Consider the following 21,716-nt stretch of genomic DNA (forward strand, 5'->3'; position numbering starts at 1 on the left):
ATACTAATAATAGGAAAAAAACAACTATATTGGAAATCAGTTAACTGATTGGCTTAATAGAGTCCCAGATAAATATAAAATGTTGCAGATAAGAGAAATAATATTCCAGTAAATTCAGTGAAATATCTAATACCACTGAAAGTGTTTTTGAGTAACATGAGTAGTAGGATGTATTGTCTAGCCTAATTTGACAAATCAGAAAATTAAAAAATATTTAGAAAACAGGTATTATCTAAAAACAAATATTACTGAGAAATAGGTGGAGAATAATGGAGGAAATAAAAATATCAGTAATTGTTACTACATATAGACGTGAAGCTTCTCTAAAAACAGCATTAAATTCTTTAGGAAAGCAGACTTATACTAACATAGAGATTATTATCGTTGATGATAATGCCGACATATTTTGGAATAATAAAGTTAAAGATATTTTATTAAATTACAAAAAAAATCAAGATATTACGCTAGTATATATTATAAATGAAAAGAATGAAGGATCAGCACAATCACGAAACTTAGGCATTGATAGAGCAACTGGGAAATATATTACCTTTTTAGACGATGATGATATATATGGACCTGATAAAATTAAAAATCAGCTTACTGATATGATCAAAAATCAAGCAGACTATTCTTTAACTGATTTATGGTTATATAGCGATGAAGGAAAACTTATTGAAAAGCGTTCAAGAGATTATATATTAGATAAAAGTCCCAAAAGTCTACAAAGATATCATTTAAAGTATCATATGACTGGAACTGATGTAATGATGTTTAAGAAAAGTTATTTAAAGTTTATTGGAGGGTTTGCTAAAGTAGATGTGGGTGATGAATTTTATTTAATGCATAAAGCAATAAGAGGAAAAGGTAAATTCACATATTTAAAAAAATGTGATGTTAAAGCTTATGTCCATACTAAAATTAATGGGCTATCTAGTGGAAATGGTAAGATATATGGAGAAAATCGACTTTATGAGTATAAAGAAAAGTATTTTAATATTCTTAGTTCTAAAGATATCAGTTATATAAAAATGAGACATTTTGCAGTATTATCATTTGCTGAATTAAGAAGAAAAAGGATGCTGATGTTTCTGAAATATGCAGTTATTTCATTTTTTCATGAACCCACTCAAAGTATTACCTTATTGTTAAAAAGGAGAATTAAATGAAAAAAGTAGCTGTAGTTGGTTATCACGGTGATGGACAAGTGACCACTGACGGTCAAGGAGTTAAAACTTCCATAATAACAAGTGAATTAATAAATGTATATGGTGAAGGACAAGTAAAAATTGTGAACACGTATAATTGGAGAAAAAACGCTGTAAAGTTAGCGATTAATTGCATAATTGCTATTGTAACTTGTGAAAATGTGGTATTTCTAACTGATGAAAATGGTGTGAAAGTTTTCCCTAAATTTTTTATAAGTTTAAACAAAATTTTTAATAAAAAACTACATTATTATGTAGTTGGTGGTTGGTTAACAGAATACTTACAAAGTGATAAAAAAGTAAAGAAATATATTAAGAAACTCGATGGAGTTTATGTGGAACTAAAAAGTATGCACACAGGTTTAAAAAATCAAGGACTAAATAACGTTGTTTATATTAACAAGTTCAGAAGGATAAAGCCGGTTTCAATAGATTCATTAAAAAAGTTTGATAAACCTCCGTATCGATTATGTACTTTTTCAAGAGTATTGAAAGAGAAGGGTATTGAAGACGCTATTGAGGCAGTTAATAATATAAACAGAGAATATTCAGAAAATATCTTTGAATTAGATATTTATGGAACAATAGATGAAAGTTACAGGGAAAGATTTACCGATATTTTAGATAGTCAACCGGACTATATCAAATACTGCGGTATAGTAGATTTTGAGAAAAGCACAGAGACTTTAAAAGCTTACTTTGCATTGCTATTTCCAACTTATTATAAAAGTGAGGGGTATCCAAATACTTTTGTTGATGCTTTCTCGGCTGGGCTGCCTATAATTGCTTCCAACTATAAGTATAACTCGGAAATAATTTGTTCAGGAAAAGATGGAATTATTTATGATTCTGAAGATCCGAATGCACTTACACATGAATTGAAAAAAATTTACAATAAACCCGAAATAATTTACGATATGAAAATAAATTGTTTAAATAGGTGTTCTGAATTTTTACCTGAAAAAGCAATAAAAATTTTAGCTGAAAACTTAGACAAATAAGACAAATAAGCACGGCTAAGAGGGGTAGAATGAGATGGAAAACTATATTAAAGAGGTTGGACTAAAAAACTATCCAAATACTTCAGCTAAAAAAAAAATTACAAATATTTTTTTATATTTAGCAGTACTATTCACAGTATATAGTATACATTTAAAAATATTACCTAATATAGCTTCTCCTAGGATCATTTTGATGTTACTATTTTCATTCGATTTTTTTAGAAAAAAAGGATTTAGAGTTGAGAGAAATCTAAAGTGGGTCAAGAAAAGGACATTTACTTGGGGATATTTTAATTTATGTCTTTTATTATATAGTTTTGTAATTGCTTTAGGGAATGGTGCACTAACTTCTGAATATAGTGCTTTTACTGCATTTTTTAATTACTTCATTATGGTTTTCTTCTTTTCTTTTGTATTAGAGGAATATTTTACTGATGAAGTTCAGTTCTGTAATGCTATGATAGTCGCGACTTTAATTCAATCTAGTATCGTTATTTTATCATTATTACCAAGTGTTAGAATTCTATTAGAAAATATACAATATGGAGATATTGCAAGATATTCAGATAGAGTTATTGGTATAGGTATTACTGGAGCTACTGGAAGTATATACTTATTTACTGGGTTATTTGCAAATGCATATATTTTGTTATTTAATAAAATTCAATGGAAATACATTTTATCTTTTATTACTATTCTTATCGCAATAGCTTTTGTTGCAAGAACAGGATTTTATGTTTCAATTGTGATATTGCTTTTTATAGTCTTTTTTGGATCAGGTGGTATTAATATAAAAATAAAAAGAAATATCATGTTTTTTAGTTTATTTATCTTATTATCATTAGGAACATACATTTTTATAAAAAAAGTTGAAGTGAATCTAAACCTTATCGAATATACAATTGGGAGATTAGATGAAATATTTAAGCCTTCAAACAGTAAAACACTAAAGACTATATCAAATATGAATATCCCTTCTTTGACTTTTGAAACTTTGATTGGAACGGGAGTAGAAAAAGGATATACAAGCAATGGAGAATTAATTTGGCACGATTCTGGTTATGTTCAAAGATATATGTCAGTGGGGTTTGTTATGGCTTTACTATCATATCTAAGTTTGACGATATATATCAATAGTTTAATCAAAAAAGTAAAACAGTCTAAAAAAAGAATGTTTTTCAGACTGTTACTTGTATTAATGCTATTTATTGAGATTAAAGAACCGTTTATATTTACACTAGCATATCCATTTGTATTATTAATACTTTTACGCTTAACAGTAAAGTCGTATGTAAGTAAAGAAAAACGTGAGGAGATAAGTTTGTGAGAATCGCATATATTAGTAACTCAATTATACCGTCACAAAAAGCTAATGCTGTTCATGTAATGAAAATGTGTAATGCACTAGCAAATAATAATAATGAAGTGACTTTGTATTGTGGTGTAGAAGCACGAGAAGAGGAAGATGTGTTTTCTAAATATGGTATTAAAAAGAGCTTCAAGATATATAGATTTTATCAAAATAAAATGATGAAAAGAATTATACCAAATTCACTTTATATTGCACTTATGACTTTATTTAGACTATCTACAAAAAAGAATAAGGAACATGTGGACTATTTATATGGTCGCTCAATTTATGGACTTTTTTTACTAAGAAATAAATACAAATTTATTTATGAATCTCATATGCCTCCTAGAGAAGGAATTTTAACCTTCTTAGAAAAAAAATTATTAACTAATGAAAATTGTTTATACCTAGTTGTAATTAGTCAAGCTTTAAAAGATAAGTATTTAGAATTGTTCCCATGGCTTAATTCAAGTAAAGTTATAGTCATGCATGATGCAGCAGATGAGGTAATGATTGAACGCAATTCCAATGAATTTACCGAAGTATTAGATTTGAAAGACCAAGATAGTGAAGTGGTCATAGGATATCTTGGACATTTGTATTTCGGGAAATGTATGGAAATCGTATTAAAACTCGCTAGTACACGAAAAAAGTATGATTTTCATATAGTTGGTGGCACAGAAGAGTGGGTAAGTTATTGGAGTAGAAAAATCAATTACTTGCAATTAACTAATATTAAATTATATGGATATGTTGATAATAGTGAAATTGATAAATATTATCATGGTTTTGATATTTCACTGTTACCTTTCTCTAAGAATATATTCTATGATAAAAATAAAAAAGATGACATTGGATCATGGATATCACCACTAAAATTGTTTGAATCCATGTCACATGGGAAAGCAATAATTGCATCCAATCTTCCTACTATACAAGAAGTTTTAACAGATGGGGTCGACTCCTTTTTAGTAGATTCTGATAATATTGAAGAATGGGGTCGGAAATTAGATGTGTTAGTAGAAAATTATTCAATTAGGAATAAATTCGGTAAAAATGCCTATGATAATTTTAAAAAAAAGTATACATGGGATATTAGAGCAAAGAAAATAATAAAACTTTTTAAAGATGAGGTTAGTCAAATTGAGTAAATTAAGAAGAAAATTACAGAGAATTTTGAAAAACCCATATATTATCATATCTAAAATCATTGAAAATAAAGCAAAATTTTTACCCGATGCTATATATTTAGATATATTCTATAGAGCTAGTTTTGGTAAAACCTTTGACTGGAAAAGTCCACAAACATTTAATCAAAAATTACAGTGGTTAAAGCTTCATGATAGAAATCCAGCGTATAAAAGATTAGTTGATAAATATGAAGTAAGACAAATTGTAAGTTCTACAATAGGGGAAGAATACCTAATACCTTTATTAGGATTATGGGACAATTTTGATGATATAAATTTTTCAGATTTACCTGATCAGTTTGTTTTAAAATGTACACATGATAGTGGTGGTGTTATTATATGCAAAAATAAAAGTGAATTTGATTTTAATTCTGCTAGAAAAAAAATTAATAAGTTATTAAAGAAAGATTATTTTTGGTTTAAAAGAGAGTGGCCATATAAAGGAATAAAACCTAGAATCATTGCAGAAGAATTATTAGTAGATGAAACAGAACAATCGTTAAAAGATTATAAGTTATTTTCATTCGATGGTGAACCAAAAATGCTTTTTGTAGCTTCGGATAGAGATAAAAAAGGTTCTGATGTGAAATTTGATTATTTCGATATGAACTTTCAAAAACTGAGTTTCAGACAAATGGCACATGAAAATAGTGGGTATAGAATAGATAAGCCAGAAAATTTTGATGAAATGGTCAATATTACGAAGAAATTGGCTGAAGGATATCCACATGTAAGAATCGATTTATATGACATAAACGGTAGAATTTATTTTGGTGAATATACATTTTATCACCATAGCGGATTAGTACCTTTCGATCCAGTAAAATATGATTATATTTTTGGGGCTATGATAACTTTAGACTCAGTGAAAATGAGAAATTATTGATTAAATAATTTCTAGAGATAGGAGAAAGAAATGAATACAAATCTTGACGAGTTAAAAAAGAAGAAAGTTGCAATAATATGTCCAACTCTATCTAGAGGTGGCGCAGAAAGAATTGTAGGTTTGTTATCTGAGCAAATAGAAGGTTCTGTAGATGAGTTATTTATATTTCTTTTTAATTCAAAAGAAGTAACGTATAAATATAAAGGTAAATTAGTTGATTTAGAATTTGATAATTCCTCTGAACCAAGTAAATATAGAATAGTTTATTTGTTTAATAGAGTAGTGGTGTATTTTAAATTATTATTAAAGTTAAGATCAGAGAAAAGGAAAAACGGTATAGACGTTTCTATTAGTTTTATGGATACTCCTAATATACTTAATGTTCTCTCAAGAACAAAAGATAAAGTGCTCTTGTCTGTCAGAATAAATAAATCTGTGCAAAGTACTAAGCACAAAATAAGTGTAAGCAGAAGAATAGAAATTCGATTAATGAAAATATTGTATAGATATTCTGATAAAATAATTGCAATTTCTAATGGAGTAAGACAGGATCTAATCAGTAATTTTAACTTGAAAGAAGAGTTAGTTACGACTATATATAATTTTGTTGACATAAAAGATATTGTAAATAAAAAATGCGAATATTTACCTGAGCAGTATAATGATTTTTTTAAAAATCACGATGTAATTATTAATGTCGGAAGATTTGAATATCAAAAAAATCAACTTAATTTAATTGATGAGTTTAAATTGATAAATAAAGAATTTCCCAACACAAGATTAGTTTTAGTAGGTAAGGGAACTTTAGAAAGTAGAATTATGACAAAAGTTAATAAATTAGGTCTAGCTAATAAAGTACTTATAGTTCCATATACAAGTAATCCATTTATGTATATGAATAAAGCAAAAATTTTTGTACTTAATTCTTACTATGAAGGATTTGGTAATGTTTTATTAGAAGCTATGGCGTGCAATGTTCCTATTATTTCAACGGACTGTAAAAGCGGACCAAGAGAAATAATTACCGGTGATTTTAATTACAATAATGGAACGAATGAAATTGAAATATTTGAAAGAGGTATTTTAATTCCAGTTCGAGATGATATAAATGAAGAAAAACATTATTTACAAAGGGCAGTAGAGATTTTAATGAGCGACCCCGTACTAAGAAAAAATATTGTTGATTCAGCAACAGACTATGTGCAAAATGGATATTCTAATCAAGAGATTAAAAAACAATGGCTTAATGAAATTGAGCTATAGGAGGGCTGATATATGAAAAAAGAATCACGTAATTATTTGTTGAAACAATTTAAAAGACTAGATGAAAGAAAGCTACTCAGTAAAATTCCGGATTCGTTTATTATCAAGATTCATTATTATTTAAGAATGGGTACAAAACTAAATCTGGAAAATCCTAAAACTTTAAATGAAAAACTACAATGGCTTAAATTATATGATCGTAAACCTGAGTACTCTAAGATGGCAGATAAATATTCTGTTAGAGAATTTATCAAAAACACTATAGGAGATGAATATCTTATTCCTCTTTTAGGAGTTTGGGAAAATTTTGAAGATATTGAATTTAATAGCTTACCTAATAAATTCGTCTTAAAAGCGAATCATAATTCAGGTGGAATAATTATATGTAGAGATAAAGGAGAACTAGACGTTCTAAAATCAGCTAAGCTTTTTAATTCATGGTTAAGTAGGAATTATTATCAAAGTAGTAGAGAGTGGCAATATAAAAATATTAAGCCTCTTATTATCGCAGAGAAATACATGGATGATGGGAACAAGAAGGGTTTAACAGATTATAAATTCTTTTGTTTCAACGGGGAGCCTAATTTTGTATATCTTTCAAGTGGGTTAGAAAATCACTCTACCGCCTATATGTCTTTTTATGATTTAGACGGAAGTAAGTTACCTTTTAAAAGAAGTGATTACAGTGAATTTCCTGTTGATCCTAAATTACCTCAGAATTTTTCTAAAATGATTGAATTAGCGAGTATCTTATCCAAAGCAACTAAATCTCCCTTCATGAGAGTTGATTTTTATGAAATTGAAGGAAGTATTTTCTTCTCTGAATTAACTTTTAGACCAAATGCAGGGATGATTCCATTTGAACCAAAAGAATATGATGAGAAATTAGGAGAACTAGTAAAGTTATAACTTACTGTAAATGTTTTTGTCAATAAGTCAAAATTGGAGTGGACTTCTGAATGGATAAAAATGGTAATCAATCAAATAAAATGAAGAGTAAAGTTTTTTCTGGAATCATATGGACCTTTCTTGAAAGAACTGCTTCTCAAAGTGTTACTTTAATTTTGTCCATAATACTAGCGCGCTTACTATCTCCAGATGAATACGGAGTGATATCAATTGTTATGATATTTATTTCAGTAGCAAATGTGTTTATAACGAGCGGATTTGGTAATGCGTTGATTCAAAAAAAAAATGCTGATAATTTAGATTTTTCATCTGTTTTTTATTTTAGTTTTTTTCTATCGTTAGCTTTGTATATCATTCTTTTTTTTGCTGCACCTATAATTTCCTTTTATTATCGAATGCCAGAATTGACTATGGTAATGAGAGTTTTAGGTCTTTATATTCCAATAATCGGCTTTAATGCTGTACAAGAAGCGCTTGTCTCTAAATATATGATGTTTAAGAAGTTTTTTATTTCTACACTTTCAGGAACTATATTGTCAGCGATTATTGGAATTATCTGTGCGTATTTAGGTGCTGGAGTATGGGCACTAGTAGCCCAAAGATTAAGTAATGTGTTAATTAATACAATTGTCTTATGGAGAATTGTTGAATGGAGACCAACTTTAGAATATTCATTTACTAGAATGAAATCGATTATTTCTTATGGTTGGAAGCTTTTCGTATCTTCATTGATTGGCTCTCTTTCAGATAATTTAAGAAATTTCATTATAGGTATAAAATTTAGCCCAGAAGCACTCGCTTTATATACCCAAGGGAATTCATACCCAAATCAAATCGGTACAAATATAAATAGCACTATATCAAAAGTTTTATTCCCAGCACTTTCAGAGTTTCAAGATGATTTAGAAAAAACAAGACACATAATGAGAAGAGCAATAAAAATAAGTACCTATATAATGACCCCTATGTTAATCGGTTTGGCTGCTATAGCAAATCCATTGGTAAAATTGTTATTAACTGATGAATGGTTAGGAATTGTGGAATATATTCAAATATTTTCCATCTATTTTATTTTTATACCTATACACACTATAAATTTACAGGTTATAAAAGCAATTGGAAGAAGTGACTTGTTTTTAAAATTAGAAATAATAAAGAGGACATACGGCTTACTTATACTCTTCATTACTGTGTTTTTCTTTAATAGCGTGACTACTATAGCGTTGGGAATGGTTCTTCAGACATTAATATCATGTTTTGTTAATGCATCTCCTAATAAAAAAATACTGAAATATGGATATATTCAACAAATGCGAGATATAGTTCCAAATTTAGTAGTTTCATTTGTTATGGGAATATGTGTCTATTCTATAAATTTATTGAACTTAAATCTCATTCAACTATTACTGTTACAAGTTATAGTTGGAGCTATAACTTATATACTAATTTCCTATATGTTTAGATTAGATAGCTTTAAATATTTATCAAGTATTATATTAAGTAAAACTAATAAATGGAAATTAGCATTTAAAAGATAGAAGTAAAATAAAGATTAGTTATATTTTTATGATTAATTTAACAAATCAGATTCATAAAAAATGTTTCTCATATATAATACTTCACAAAATCTTATAGAATTGATTGCTATCCTGAATAATTCATATTGAATATTGCGAAAGATTAGAGCCACTTGTGCGTAAAAGTGAGCCATTGTATGCGGAGAATAGAGCCAGTGATTGCGTGTTAGCGTGCCAATCAAAATAGATAGCTAAATAAAAGTAACCTTCTGTATACTGGAGTTGCGTACCGTCAGGTACGACACTGTATACAGGAGGTTTTTTAATGATTCAATACCGTAAGATTCTGGAATTACATTTCAAAAAAGTTTCCCAACGAACTATTAGCACTAGCGTTGGAAGTTCGAGAAACACAGTTTCAGAAGTCATCAAACGTGCTGAAAAGATTGGATTAGAAAGTTTGATTGACACTATGAACAATCATCGGCTTGAAGAATTTCTCTTTCCAGAGAAACAAGCGATTGAGAAAGGCTATTTTCCACCTAATTGGGAAAAGATTCATAAGGAATTACAGAAGAAAAATGTGACTTTAAAGTTACTTCACATTGAGTATGCGCAACACGCGCGTAACGGTGGGAAAATCCTTTATGCTTATCGTACTTTTGCAGAAAAATATGGAAAGTATGCAAAAAAATATAAAGCAACCATGCCTATTATAAGAAAACCGGGTGAAGTATTAGAGATTGACTGGGGTGGATCAACTTTGTCTATTAATGATCGTCAAACCGGAGGGAAATTGACCGTATATGTTTTCGTAGCGACATTCCCTTACAGTCAATACAGTTATGTAGAAGGCTTTTTAGATATGAAATCTGCCAATTGGTTAACAGGACATATCCATGCATTTGAATATTTCGACGGTGTTCCAGAATCACTGGTCCCTGATAATTTGAAAACTGGTGTAACAAAAGCTATTCGAGGAGAACCTATACTTAATGAAGCTTACCGTGAATTAGCTGATTACTATCAAACGGTTATCGTTCCGGGCAGGGTTCGGAGTCCGATGATATCCGCCACCGTAAATTACCAGCAGGGGATGCGGATGTTTTCTTAGACTGTTTAAGCAGCTAGTCCTAGCCTTCGTCTATACTGAAGAGGACTTATTCCACCTAATGACATTTTAATTCTCTTTTCATTATACCAATGAATATAATGATCTAGTCGTTCCATGAACTCGTCTATGCTGAAGTCTTTCCAAGATAACCCGTAAAACCATTCATTTTTCAAGCGTCCAAAAAAGCCTTCACAGGCAGAATTGTCTGGAGAACAGCCTTTCTTGGACATGGATTGTGTCAAACCGGAGGTTTTTATTCGCTCTATCCATCCTGGCCATCGGCAATGCGCTCCACGATCAGAATGAATAATTGGATGCTCATTAACGCCTAGTGTTTCTAAAGCGTTGTCGAACATTGTATTGACTAATTTTGCATTCGGTTCAGCACTAATCGTCCAACTTACGACTGCTCCGTCAAAACAGTCAATGATAGGTGACAGATAAACCTTCCCAGCAGGAATGCGAAATTCTGAAATATCAGTCAGCCATTTCATATTTGGCTTTTCCGCCTTAAAATTTCGTTGTAAAAGATTTGGAGCGGCTTGTGTAATCTCGCTAGCATAGGAACTATATTTCTTTTTCCGCGCTATTCTAACAAAAAGATTCTCTTCGCTCATCAGCCTTCTAACAACCTTTTCTGACAGTACGATTCCATTATTTTTCAGTTCTGAATGCAGTCTACGGTAGCCATATCTTGCATCATTTTCTTGAAAAATCTCTGTCAGTAAAGCGCGTTTTTTTTCGTATTTATCTGGCAATGCCAGTTGCTTTCTGTGATAAAAATAATTACTTTTCACCAGCTTCAATTGTTGGAATAAGGTTTTTAAAGGGAAATCGGCACGTAAGGCATCAACCAAGATAGTCTTCTCTCTATTTGTTAAGTTTATTGGATTGATGCCCGCTTCTTTTTTTATTAAAACAGCTGCTCTTTCAAGAATCTCTTTTTCCATTCGTAGCTGATAACCTTGTTTTTGTAGGTTATCGACTTCTGAATTCAGTGTATCTAAAGTTTGTTCAATAGGTTGTTTTGGCATGGTTAAAGGAAAATCCCTTCCGACTAAATCACTTTTCCAGTCATAGAGCGTCTTTCTACCAACACCTGTCTGTTCCGCGATTTTTTTGGCAGAAGTATTTCGGCTAAAGAGTCGGATTACAGCCTCTTTTTTCTGCTCTTGCGTGTAGTTTATCGCACTCCGTCGAATTTTACGAGCTTCTGGGGCTGATTCTTCACACCACTGTCGTAATGTTTCCCTGTTCGGATAGCCTAGCAGTCGAACTGTCCGAGAATAATTCCGACCATATTCAAAGTAATGATCAACAGCTATCTCTTTTTCTTTTAAAGTAAATTTAGTAGCTCTAAGAGATAAGTCACGAAGTTCTCCATTTTTACAATATTCTTGATGCCAATTATATAATGCTTTTGGAGAAGGGTAACCAAGTTTTTGAATAGTAGCTGCTAGTGAGTGTTCATATTTTATATATAATTTTACGGCTTTCAATCGTTCCTCGTGAGAGTACATAAACATCCTCCTAACTCAATTTGAGTCCAAGTATTTGTCCGCTTCTCTTAGTGGTGACTTGTAGTGGTGTATATCAATAATACAGAATGCTTACTTATCTATTATTTTTTGACTAGATAGTACAGCGATTCTATTCTATAATAAAAGTATAAATTAGATTGAGGGGATAAAAAATGATTGATTTACACTGTCATATTTTACAAGGCATCGATGATGGGGCAAAAGATATGGAAGACTCATTAGATATGGCACGAGTTGCTGTATCAGAAGGTATTACTCATATTTTAGCTACGCCACATTATAAAAATGGCCACTGGGACAATGAAAAAAAAGATATTTTAATTCTAGTAGATGAATTGCAAAAAGAGCTTGATGAGCGAGGCATTCCACTAACTATTTTTCCTGGCCAAGAGGTCCGGATCAATGGTGAATTATTTGAAGAATTAGGTGAGGATAAGATTCAATTTATTGATGAAGGCAGTCAATATGTTTTAATTGAATTTCCAACGCCTGCTATTCCTGCCTATACAGAATCGTTATTTTTTGAATTGCAAAAAGAAGGAATCACGCCGATAATCGTTCATCCTGAACGTAACCGAGAAGTGCTGAAAGATCCAAACGTGTTATTACCGTTTATTGAAAAGGGAGTTTTGGCTCAACTCACGGCTGCTAGTTATACAGGCGGTTTTGGAAAGAGTATACAGAAGTTAAGTAAGCAACTGATTGAAGCGAATTTAGTTCACTTTATCGCATCAGATGCTCATAATATTTCTTCACGATCTTTTTACATGAAAGAAGCTTTCCGAATGCTTGAAAAAGAGTTTGGAAGAGCAAAATGTGAGGAATACCAACAAGTAACAAAAGATATCGTTAATGGAGAGTTAATTGTTTCTCCAACTCCAAGAAAAGTAAAACAGCCTAAGTTTCTAGGATTATTTTAGTCTGTATAGGTGTAAATAAGTTTGTTAATTAGAAATTATGAGTCTGAATAACTGACAGGATTTCTAGAGTCGTTTAGAAAATTTGTAAGTTACTCAGGCTGTTCTATGTAGTTTGAAAAATGTTACACTTGTAAAGAAACAGTGGCAAGAGAATTAAAGCAACTAATTGTATCGTTATGGAGTGAAGAGATTGCAAATTCAAACTCTAAGTACAAGAAAGATTATTTTTCTAAAGAAAAGACATTTTTGTCCCAATCAGGCAAAAATCAAAAAGATATATACATAGCTTTTTAATAAATTTAATTTCAACAAGCATTTAAGGAGTAAAAAACAAGAAGATTTTCAAATGCATGTAATCTTAAAAATGATGATGGGTTTGTATTTTTTACAGAAGAAATCTAAGACATGTTGAACCAGTTACTATTTAGACAGATAGCTAACAACTTTTTTTATATGCTATGTTAATGATAAAAAATGGTTAATCTAATATAGTTTTCATAATGTAGGAGAGTGTATGCAATGGCTGAAATAAATATTTTTTTCAAAAAATTAATTTCTAAGCGAAAAAATTTGAGCAACTTAGAATCACAAGTATTAGAGTATATATTAAAATACCCTTATAAGGTAGCAAATTTAAATATTGATGAATTTTCTAATGAAATTTTTGTGTCTACTGCAACTGTTAGTCGGACATGCAAAAAACTGGGATTCAAAGGGTATCAACAGTTAAAATATTCTTTAGAGCAGTACAACTTAAATAAAGAAACTTATCCTATTGAAGATAATAAGATTGCTGATATAGAAGTACATGTTAAACGTTTTCAAAAAGAAATGGAAAATACATTAATTGATATCAATAATTCAAAAATAGCCTTGGCAGCTGAATATTTAAGCAAGAGCAATTTAGTTGAATTTTTTGGAGTAGGTGTATCCTTTTCTTTTTGTAGTGATTCAGCTAGAAAATTAACATTTGCCGGTAGAATTTCTTCTGCTAGAAATGATTGGGATGAATTAAGAGCGGTCGCAAATAATATGAAACCAACTGATTTGGCTATTTTATTATCTCATAGTGGAGAAACGCTTCATTTGATGGAATACGCGAATATTTTAAAACAAAGACAAGTACCTTTCATATTACTAGGCGGTACACAAAATAGTTATATAGAAAAACTAGCTGATTTGACACTAACAGCATATTCTGAAAGTTTTTATTATAATGATATTGATATGAGCTCTAGATTCACAATCAACTTATTAATGGACTTAATTATTTTTGAATATATTAAACAAAATAAGTAGAAAAACCTTTTGAAGGTTTGAAAATGTTGAATCTCCTTACATTAAATGTAACTCATTTCAAATTAGTGAAAACGCTTGCTAGACGGGTTGTGAAGCGTTACCTTAGAGGTACAAATAAGTTGTAAAGGAGATATGAAAAATGAATAAAAGTAAGGGTAGTTTTTGGGAATTTTTTCAAGGGTTAGGTAAGACCTTTATGTTACCTGTGGCATTGCTCGCATTTATGGGATTAATTCTAGGAATTGGGAGTTCATTCACTAGTGCAACAACAATTGAGATCATGCCATTTTTAGGAAATGATTATTTACAAGTGATTTTTAGATTTCTTTCAACGATTGGTGGTTTTGCTTTTACTTATCTACCAGTATTGTTCGCAATGGCCATTCCTTTAGGATTAGCTAGGTACGATAAAGGAGTAGCTGCTTTTTCAGGATTAGTTGGTTACATCATTATGAATTTATCAATCAACTTTTATTTGACAGAAGCTAATCTATTGGCTGACACTGAAGCTTTGAGAGAAGCTGGTCAAGGTATGGTAATGGGAATTCAAACTTTAGAGATGGGTGTACTTGGAGGAATTATCGTTGGGATAATCGTTTCGTCATTGCATAAACAATTTTTTGAGATTCAACTTCCAGACGCATTTGCATTTTTTGGCGGAGCTAGATTCGTTCCAATCATTACTTCCATCGTTTTAGGATTAGTTGGACTGTTATTGCCTTTAATTTGGCCTATATTCGGTGCAGCAATTATGGGTATTGGAAACTTGATTCAAAGAGCGGGAGTTTTTGGTCCATTCCTCTTTGGAGCTGGAGAAAGACTCTTACTCCCAACAGGTTTGCATCACATACTCGTCTCAATGATACGGTTTACCGAAGCTGGGGGCACACAAATCGTTGATGGGAATACCGTTTCAGGGGCTCTGAATATTTTTTACGCTCAATTACAAAGTGGAGTGGAAATAAGTCCATCGGCTACAGCCTTTTTATCACAAGGTAAAATGCCAACCTTCATGTTTGGATTACCAGCTGTTGCTTTAGCTATGTATAAAACCGCTAGACCTGAAAATAGATCAAAGATTAAGGGATTGCTGATTTCTGGAGTTTTAGCAACTTTTGTAACAGGTATTACTGAGCCAGTCGAATTCTTATTTTTATTCGTCGCACCATTGCTTTACTTGTTCCATGTGATCATGACAGGATTAGGATTTATGGTGATGGCTTTGTTGACAGTGAAAATTGGAAATACAGACGGTGGCATTTTAGACTTCTTAATTTTTGGAGTGTTACAAGGTTCTGAAACGAAATGGTATTTAGTGGTATTAGTTGGAATCCTATGGTTTGCTATTTATTACTTTGTTTTCAAATATGCGATTGTAAAATTCAATTTGAAAACGCCAGGAAGAGAAGTCTACACCACTGAATATTCTCAAGAAGAGTTAGGTCATAAAAAGAAAGGCAAATATGATGCGCCAGTGATTTTATCAGCATTAGGCGGTGCAGCTAATATTGCTTCCTTAGATAATTGTGTGACTAGATTAAGGTTAGTTGTTAATAACATGGATGAAATAAATGAAGATGTTTTAAAAGAAAATGGTGTTTTAGGAGTAATGAAACTAGATGATCAAAATCTACAAGTCATTATTGGAACGCAAGTAGCCACATTGAAAAATCAAATTGAAAGACTAATTAATTAAAGGGACTGATTTATTTGGGAAAAGAACTGTTCGATGAAGTAATAGATAGAAGGGGCACGTATTGCACTCAATGGGATTATATAGAAGATCGTTTTGGGGTCAACGATTTATTGCCTTTTACCATTTCTGATATGGATTTCAAAGTTCCGGATAAAATCAGTGAGGCATTAAAAAAAAGAAATGCTCATCCGATATACGGATATACCAGATGGAACCACAATGATTTTAAGGTACCTATAGTAAACTGGTACAACCAACGGTTCCAAACAATAATAGAATTGAACTGGATTGTTTACTCTCCTTCAGTCATGTATACTATCTCGAAATTGATTGAATTGAAATCAACTGTTGGCGATCAAGTTGTGATCCAAACGCCCGCTTATGATGCTTTTTTTAAAACTATAAAAAGCAACAAACGAGAAGTAGTTGAGAACAAGTTACGCTATGAAGATGGACGTTATTCTATTGATTTTAAAGATTTAGAAAAAAAATTAGCCCATCCGAAAGCAAAAATATTAGTGCTGTGCAGCCCTCATAACCCTACTGGAAGAGTTTGGACTAAAAGCGAATTATTAAAGATAGTTGACTTGTGTAATCGATACGATGTATTTTTAATATCCGATGAAATTCACATGGACATTGTTCGTGAGGGGCATCACCATACACCGATTGTTGTTATAACAGAAGAATTAAAGAATATTGCTATTTGTACATCGACTAGTAAAACATTTAATACTTCTGGATTGATTGGATCTTATGCGTTGATTCCAGATATGGAATTGCAAAAGGTTTTTTTAGATATTTTAAAAAATAGAGATGGACTGTCTTCAGCAAGCATATTGGGAATAGAAAGTATGATGGCAGGGTACAAATACTGCCATGAATGGGTTGATGAATTGAATGTCTATGTTTCTGAAAATATGCATTTTACGTTTGATTATTTGAAACAAAATATTCCCGAAATCAAGTTCATTATTCCAGAATCGACATTCTTAGCTTGGCTAGATATAAGCGAACTCTCTTTCAAAATGAAGGAGATTCAGCAAGCTTTAATTGCTATTGGTGCAGTTGCCATTATGGACGGATCAATTTATGGAGAAGAAGGTCAAGATTTTTTGAGAATGAATTTAGGTTGCTCAAAAGAAAAAGTATTAGATGGGTTGGAAAGATTGAAAAAAGCAATTGATTATTTGAAACAAGGACAACTTGGTAATGGACTAAACTGACTTAAGCAGGAAAATTAGTCGGTTCATTAGATTAGTTTGAAAAATAATTAGTGAAATTAAATTTGAGAAATATCCTAGAGAAGGTAGTAATTTAATCTTTAGGATATTTTTTGTCTCTTTTAAAATAGGAAGATAGGATAAAGTGAAGATGAAAAAAATTCGACTCATATCCGTCATTTATTATGCACATAGTAAGCTTCTTGACAACGAAGAGATACAAGTATATATTTCAATTGAGAAGAAGTGAATGAGTGGTTGATTCAACCTGTCTGTTTATTATAGATTTTAATTTAGACCTTCTATATGCGAGGAGAACTGAATGAAAAAAAGAAGGATGTTTATCCTTATAGTTGTTATCCTGTTTGTGAGCTTAATTATTGGTGTTAGTTATCCGATTATTATCACTAATCTCATTGTTAATGAGGAACCTGTGCTATCTGATGTGATTATTGTTCCAGAAGGGCAAGCGTATGTGAGAGCTTATCGAGCTTCGGAGTTATTGCACGAAGGATACAGTGAATCAGAAAAAATAATTGTCTCGCCAATAGATAAGGCTAATGAACAAATCTATTTAGACTTTGATGTCGAAGAAACGCAAATCATTCCTGAAATGGAAGCAACGAGCACTTACGAGAATGCAGTGAACACATTGGAAATGATGGAAGAAAATGGATTTGATTCTGCTGTTATTGTGTCATCTGATTATCATATGTTGCGGACAAAACTGATTTATGAACGTACTAATCGTGATTATGGCTATGAGTTGACCTATGTAGCTGCGTATCAGTTAGTGAACGGTGAATTTGTTCCATGGAATGACGCTGGAGAAGACCTGCAGTATGTGGCTAAACGAGAGTTTTGGAACTATTGGGGTTACCTATTGGGATTGTATCATTTCTTTAATTTGTAGAGATGATAAATGAAATAATCATAAGCTATTCATTAAGAGATAGATCCCCTTAGGACTTAATAAGAATAGAGAATAAAGTAAGGAGTGATTTTGATTAAAAAGTATTTTAGTTGCATACTAATATTATTTGCTCTAGTTGGTTGTTCAAATGAAATTACTACCGAGCAGGATAGCAGCTCAGTTATATCTTCAGAAGTTATAGAGGAGTCTTTGGAAAGTGAATAAGTCAGTGAAGAAAAAGCCACTTATAATCCTGAAAGTGGAGAAGAAATGACAGCTTTTTTCAAGGATTATTTTGGCGGACAAGTGGAGATAAGTGTTTATGAGTTCGAACAATAGCAAGAAATGAATTATATGTATCCGGAAATATTTACAGTCTCGTCTGATGCGGCTGATGGTACAGTCAAGCAAATCACCTTTTTTGAAGTAGATGCAGCAGATATTCGGACGATATTAGAAATCGCTAATTTTCCAGATGAACCCGTTATTGAAGAAGTATTGTCTTTTGAAGGAGAATTGAATGAGCCTATTTATGGAGATATGTACGCTACAGAATACAATAATGATGTAGGATTAGGTGTCGATTTAACGATTAAAGGATGCATTTGGGGTGAAGAAAACAATAAACCCTATAGTTTAACATTACTTTATGATAAGAGTAGCTATGGTGAAAATGCTGGATAAGGCTAATTAGGCTTATCTAATTCGAAATAGTAGTGTGTTATAATAAGTGAAAACAACTTAACGAGGTGTAAGAGTATGAAAGTAGTGATTATAGGCGCTTCTTATGCTGGAATAGCGGCGGCTTTAGAAGTGCGAAAAAAACAGCCTGATGCAGAAATAGTGTTGCTGGAAAAACAAGCTACGTTAGGATACATTCCGAATGGATTGCATTTGTACTGGGGAAATGAAATTAACGACTTGAATGCGGCTTACTTTATCAAGAAAGAACAGCTGGAAAAGCAGCACGTTCAATACTGTCTAGAAGCAGCTGTTGAAAAAATGAACACGGTTAATAAAACCGTTATTTATCTTTGGCATGGTCAAGAAAAGATGACTACTTATGATAAATTGATCATTGCAACGGGTTCAAGCCAGTTGTCGCAAAAAATTAGCGGCAGTGGTGGGGAAAGTGTCTTGAAGTATAAACGACACTCTGAAGCAGTTACTGCTTTAACGAAGATGGAAATGAGTCAAAGTGTGACGATTATAGGCGCTGGTCAAGTCGGCGTGGAAGCCGCTTATTTATTAAGCAAGCAACAAAAACAAGTCACACTGATTGAAAGTATGGATTATGTGTTATTCAAGTATTTTGATAAAGACATGATCTTTCCAGTGCAAGAAAAAATGATTGAAGCGGGGATCGATATGCAATTGAACCAAACGGTTTCGGCGATTAAAGCTGAAGCTGATTTACCAGTAACGGTTCAATTTGGCAATGAAACGGTTGTGAGCGATACAGTTATCTTAGGTGTGAATGTGAGACCGAACTTGTCCTTTCTAGATGAACACATTCAATTACATATGGATAGAACCATTGCGGTTGATCGCTATATGCGGACGTCAGTCGAAGGTGTCTTTGCCGTTGGAGATTGCATCCAACTGAATGTTGGAGAAGGCAATGAAACGGAGTATATCCCACTAGTGAACAATGCTGTCCGGACAGGTATTGTAGCGGCGGCTAATCTGATCAAACCAAAAACAGCTTTCGTAGGTTCCTTACGCACGATTGGGACTTTTCTCTTTGGGTACTACATTGCCAGTACCGGTATGACAGAAGCTGAAAGTGTGTTTTCAGGTCGAAAAGTTAAAGCTTATCATCAAGAAGTGCGTCTAACCAGTCTGCCAGATGCGGATACGGTAACGATTAAATGGGTCTACGATGCAACCAGTCATGTTTTGCTTGGTGCGCAATTGATTTCGACGTCAAATATACTGGAAAAAATCAATACATTGGCGTTGGCCATCCAAACCAACCAAACCTTGGAAGACTTGCAACAAAAAGAGTATTTCTTCCATCCTTCTTTTTCGCAACTAATTTCGGCCACTAATTTTATTTCTTGGCAAGAAGTGAGGGATGACGGCAATGAAAATTGAACACTTTCTCGAGAAAAACGAGATTAGAGAAGTTACGATTTTTAAACAATTGGTTCTAAACGGCGGAAACCTTTCTTACACCGAGATGTTGGATTATCTGAGTGTCACCAAAGCATCACTCGAAAAGGATTTAGAATTCATCTCGTTTCGGATTCAATCTCTTATTGATCAAGTACAGGTCACTTATGATGGACAATCCATTTCCTTGACCATGAGCGATGACTATTCATTGCAGCACATCTACCAACTTTATTTGAATCAGTCAGTCAAAGTGGAGCTGATCCGCTTTTTATTTAAGCACCAAGAATTTTCAATCATTCAGCTGACAGAAGAACTGGCCATCAGTGATTCTTCCTTATTTCGCAAGATCAAAGAATTGAATGGCTATTTGAAAGAGTTTGGCATCAAGATCCGTAATGGCCAGCTGCACGGCGAAGAGTTGCATATCAGGCATTTCTACTTCCAATTTTTCAGCCATATCGAAAATCAAGAAGCCCTTGTCGCTTCGGATGCTGATCAGCAGGTCACTCAAGTGGTCCAAACCGTGGAAAGTTTTCTAAACATCACGATCGAACCTGCAAACCGGCAACGGCTCAATAGGTGGATGTTGATCAGTAAGAACCGCGTCACAAGCAAAGAAAAGAACTATACCTTTGTACGTGAACGCATGCAGCCTTACTTAAACGATCCGTTATACCAAAAAATGCGTATTATAGTTTTGCGCTACTTCAGCCGGTATTCGATCGAAGTCGATGAAGAAGAAGCTATGTTGCACTTTTCATTCTTATTGGCTTTTCCCATATTGACGGAACACGATTTTCATGAGTATACATTAGAACGCGATAGGCGTGCACCGATTGCAACGCTGGATACGTACATTGTGGAAACCATTATCATTCATTACAAATTTCGTAAATTGCCCTATATGTTGGAACGCGATATGCACTATCACCTGTCTCATATCCACACGAAATTGTATTTCTTTCAAGGCGAAATGGAAGTCTATGCCTATGAAGAACTGCTGGCTAAAGAAAAAACCTTTACTGGCCGAGACTTAGTTTCATTTGGCCATACCTTACTTGGGATCAGTACAACTAAATTTGAAATCCAAAATATAACTGAAACCCGTTCGGTAGAAATGGTTCTGCTGAAATACATCAGTTTGCTAGCGATGGTTTCTTTTAAGATGACCACCATTGTACAGATTGGGATTGATTTAAAAATGGAACAAATTTATACAGAGACGCTGAATCAGTTGCTGATACAGAATATGCGCCACATCAACGGCATAAAGGTGGAGGACTATCGCCCAGGTAAAGGGTATGATCTTATTCTGACGAATGAACAGCCCGTCAAAAAGAGCTATTACGGTGAAGCTAAAATTTATGTGTTCTCTGAAATTCTATCATCCTTTGACATGAAAAATATCCAAACCATTATTCAAAAAATCCATTCATAGAACAAGCTCAGTCAATCTGCTGTAGCTTGTTTTTTTTGTTTATCTATTTATAGGAGAATTAGTCCAATTGATTAGTTTGAATTTCTGGCGGAATTAGGGTTGCTTGAGAGGAAGCACTGTAGGCAATTA

General features: G+C 32.5%; 18 protein-coding genes and 1 pseudogene. 18 read left to right on the top strand and 1 reads right to left on the bottom strand.

Features of this window, described 5'->3' with window-relative positions:
• Positions 1-78: 78 nt before the first annotated feature.
• From BP17_RS13835 to istA, 10 genes and pseudogenes are all read left to right on the top strand, one after another.
• Positions 79-191: pseudogene (locus BP17_RS13835) on the top strand (IS30 family transposase); the annotation flags it as partial.
• 78 nt (positions 192-269) lie between these two features.
• Entirely contained in the window at positions 270-1,169 is a 900-nt protein-coding gene (locus tag BP17_RS04895) for a glycosyltransferase family 2 protein (RefSeq protein WP_035052222.1), read from the top strand.
• The gene (locus BP17_RS04900) at positions 1,166-2,209 is read left to right on the top strand and encodes a glycosyltransferase family 4 protein (protein ID WP_035052224.1); all 1,044 of its coding nucleotides are present in this window, start codon (positions 1,166-1,168) and stop codon (positions 2,207-2,209) included. Before BP17_RS04895 ends, BP17_RS04900 begins: the two co-directional genes overlap by 4 nt.
• A 34-nt stretch (positions 2,210-2,243) precedes the next feature.
• A complete protein-coding gene (locus BP17_RS04905) occupies positions 2,244-3,536 on the top strand; it encodes a hypothetical protein (RefSeq protein WP_035052227.1) in 1,293 nt (430 codons plus the stop codon).
• On the top strand, positions 3,533-4,711 hold the full coding sequence (locus tag BP17_RS04910) for a glycosyltransferase (protein ID WP_035052230.1): 1,179 nt from the start codon (positions 3,533-3,535) through the stop codon (positions 4,709-4,711). The genes BP17_RS04905 and BP17_RS04910 overlap by 4 nt, the downstream gene beginning before the upstream one ends.
• The gene (locus tag BP17_RS04915; protein WP_198022511.1) at positions 4,704-5,636 is read left to right on the top strand and encodes an ATP-grasp fold amidoligase family protein; all 933 of its coding nucleotides are present in this window, start codon (positions 4,704-4,706) and stop codon (positions 5,634-5,636) included. Before BP17_RS04910 ends, BP17_RS04915 begins: the two co-directional genes overlap by 8 nt.
• A 30-nt stretch (positions 5,637-5,666) precedes the next feature.
• Positions 5,667-6,899: a glycosyltransferase gene (locus BP17_RS04920; RefSeq protein WP_035052234.1), complete on the top strand. Its 1,233-nt coding sequence runs from the start codon at positions 5,667-5,669 to the stop codon at positions 6,897-6,899.
• 12 nt (positions 6,900-6,911) lie between these two features.
• Positions 6,912-7,808: an ATP-grasp fold amidoligase family protein gene (locus BP17_RS04925; RefSeq protein WP_051910457.1), complete on the top strand. Its 897-nt coding sequence runs from the start codon at positions 6,912-6,914 to the stop codon at positions 7,806-7,808.
• A gap of 50 nt (positions 7,809-7,858) precedes the next feature.
• Positions 7,859-9,346 carry a lipopolysaccharide biosynthesis protein gene (locus tag BP17_RS04930; protein WP_051910458.1) on the top strand — a complete coding sequence of 496 codons (1,488 nt, stop codon included), beginning with the start codon at positions 7,859-7,861 and terminating at the stop codon, positions 9,344-9,346.
• Between the two features lie 304 nt (positions 9,347-9,650).
• Positions 9,651-10,439 carry an IS21 family transposase gene (gene istA, locus BP17_RS04935; protein WP_084676293.1) on the top strand — a complete coding sequence of 263 codons (789 nt, stop codon included), beginning with the start codon at positions 9,651-9,653 and terminating at the stop codon, positions 10,437-10,439.
• A 5-nt stretch (positions 10,440-10,444) separates the two neighbouring features.
• Here the strand turns inward: istA and BP17_RS04940 are convergent, their stop codons facing one another.
• Positions 10,445-11,959 carry an IS3 family transposase gene (locus tag BP17_RS04940; RefSeq protein ID WP_035052236.1) on the bottom strand — a complete coding sequence of 505 codons (1,515 nt, stop codon included), beginning with the start codon at positions 11,957-11,959 and terminating at the stop codon, positions 10,445-10,447.
• Between the two features lie 173 nt (positions 11,960-12,132).
• Here BP17_RS04940 and BP17_RS04945 point away from each other — a divergent pair, with 173 nt between their 5' ends.
• The 8 genes from BP17_RS04945 to BP17_RS04980 all read left to right on the top strand — a co-directional run bounded on the left by BP17_RS04945 (position 12,133) and on the right by BP17_RS04980 (position 21,587).
• Positions 12,133-12,900, top strand: coding sequence for a tyrosine-protein phosphatase (locus BP17_RS04945; protein WP_035052237.1), 768 nt, complete (start codon positions 12,133-12,135; stop codon positions 12,898-12,900).
• Between the two features lie 519 nt (positions 12,901-13,419).
• Positions 13,420-14,199, top strand: a complete 780-nt coding sequence (locus BP17_RS04950; protein WP_035052238.1) for a MurR/RpiR family transcriptional regulator — start codon at positions 13,420-13,422, stop codon at positions 14,197-14,199.
• Positions 14,200-14,338: 139 nt separating this feature from the next.
• Positions 14,339-15,895, top strand: a complete 1,557-nt coding sequence (malX, locus tag BP17_RS04955) for a maltose/glucose-specific PTS transporter subunit IIBC (RefSeq protein ID WP_035052239.1) — start codon at positions 14,339-14,341, stop codon at positions 15,893-15,895.
• Positions 15,896-15,909: 14 nt separating this feature from the next.
• Positions 15,910-17,121: a MalY/PatB family protein gene (locus BP17_RS04960; protein ID WP_035052240.1), complete on the top strand. Its 1,212-nt coding sequence runs from the start codon at positions 15,910-15,912 to the stop codon at positions 17,119-17,121.
• Positions 17,122-17,440: 319 nt separating this feature from the next.
• A complete protein-coding gene (locus BP17_RS04965) occupies positions 17,441-18,031 on the top strand; it encodes a YdcF family protein (protein ID WP_035052241.1) in 591 nt (196 codons plus the stop codon).
• 345 nt (positions 18,032-18,376) lie between these two features.
• The gene (locus BP17_RS04970; RefSeq protein WP_035052242.1) at positions 18,377-18,715 is read left to right on the top strand and encodes a hypothetical protein; all 339 of its coding nucleotides are present in this window, start codon (positions 18,377-18,379) and stop codon (positions 18,713-18,715) included.
• Positions 18,716-18,790: 75 nt separating this feature from the next.
• Entirely contained in the window at positions 18,791-20,128 is a 1,338-nt protein-coding gene (locus tag BP17_RS04975; protein ID WP_035052244.1) for an FAD-dependent oxidoreductase, read from the top strand.
• Positions 20,118-21,587, top strand: coding sequence for a helix-turn-helix domain-containing protein (locus BP17_RS04980; protein WP_035052246.1), 1,470 nt, complete (start codon positions 20,118-20,120; stop codon positions 21,585-21,587). Before BP17_RS04975 ends, BP17_RS04980 begins: the two co-directional genes overlap by 11 nt.
• Positions 21,588-21,716: the final 129 nt, after the last annotated feature.

Origin of the sequence: Carnobacterium pleistocenium FTR1 (assembly GCF_000744285.1) — a bacterium.
GTDB lineage: Bacteria > Bacillota > Bacilli > Lactobacillales > Carnobacteriaceae > Carnobacterium_B > Carnobacterium_B pleistocenium.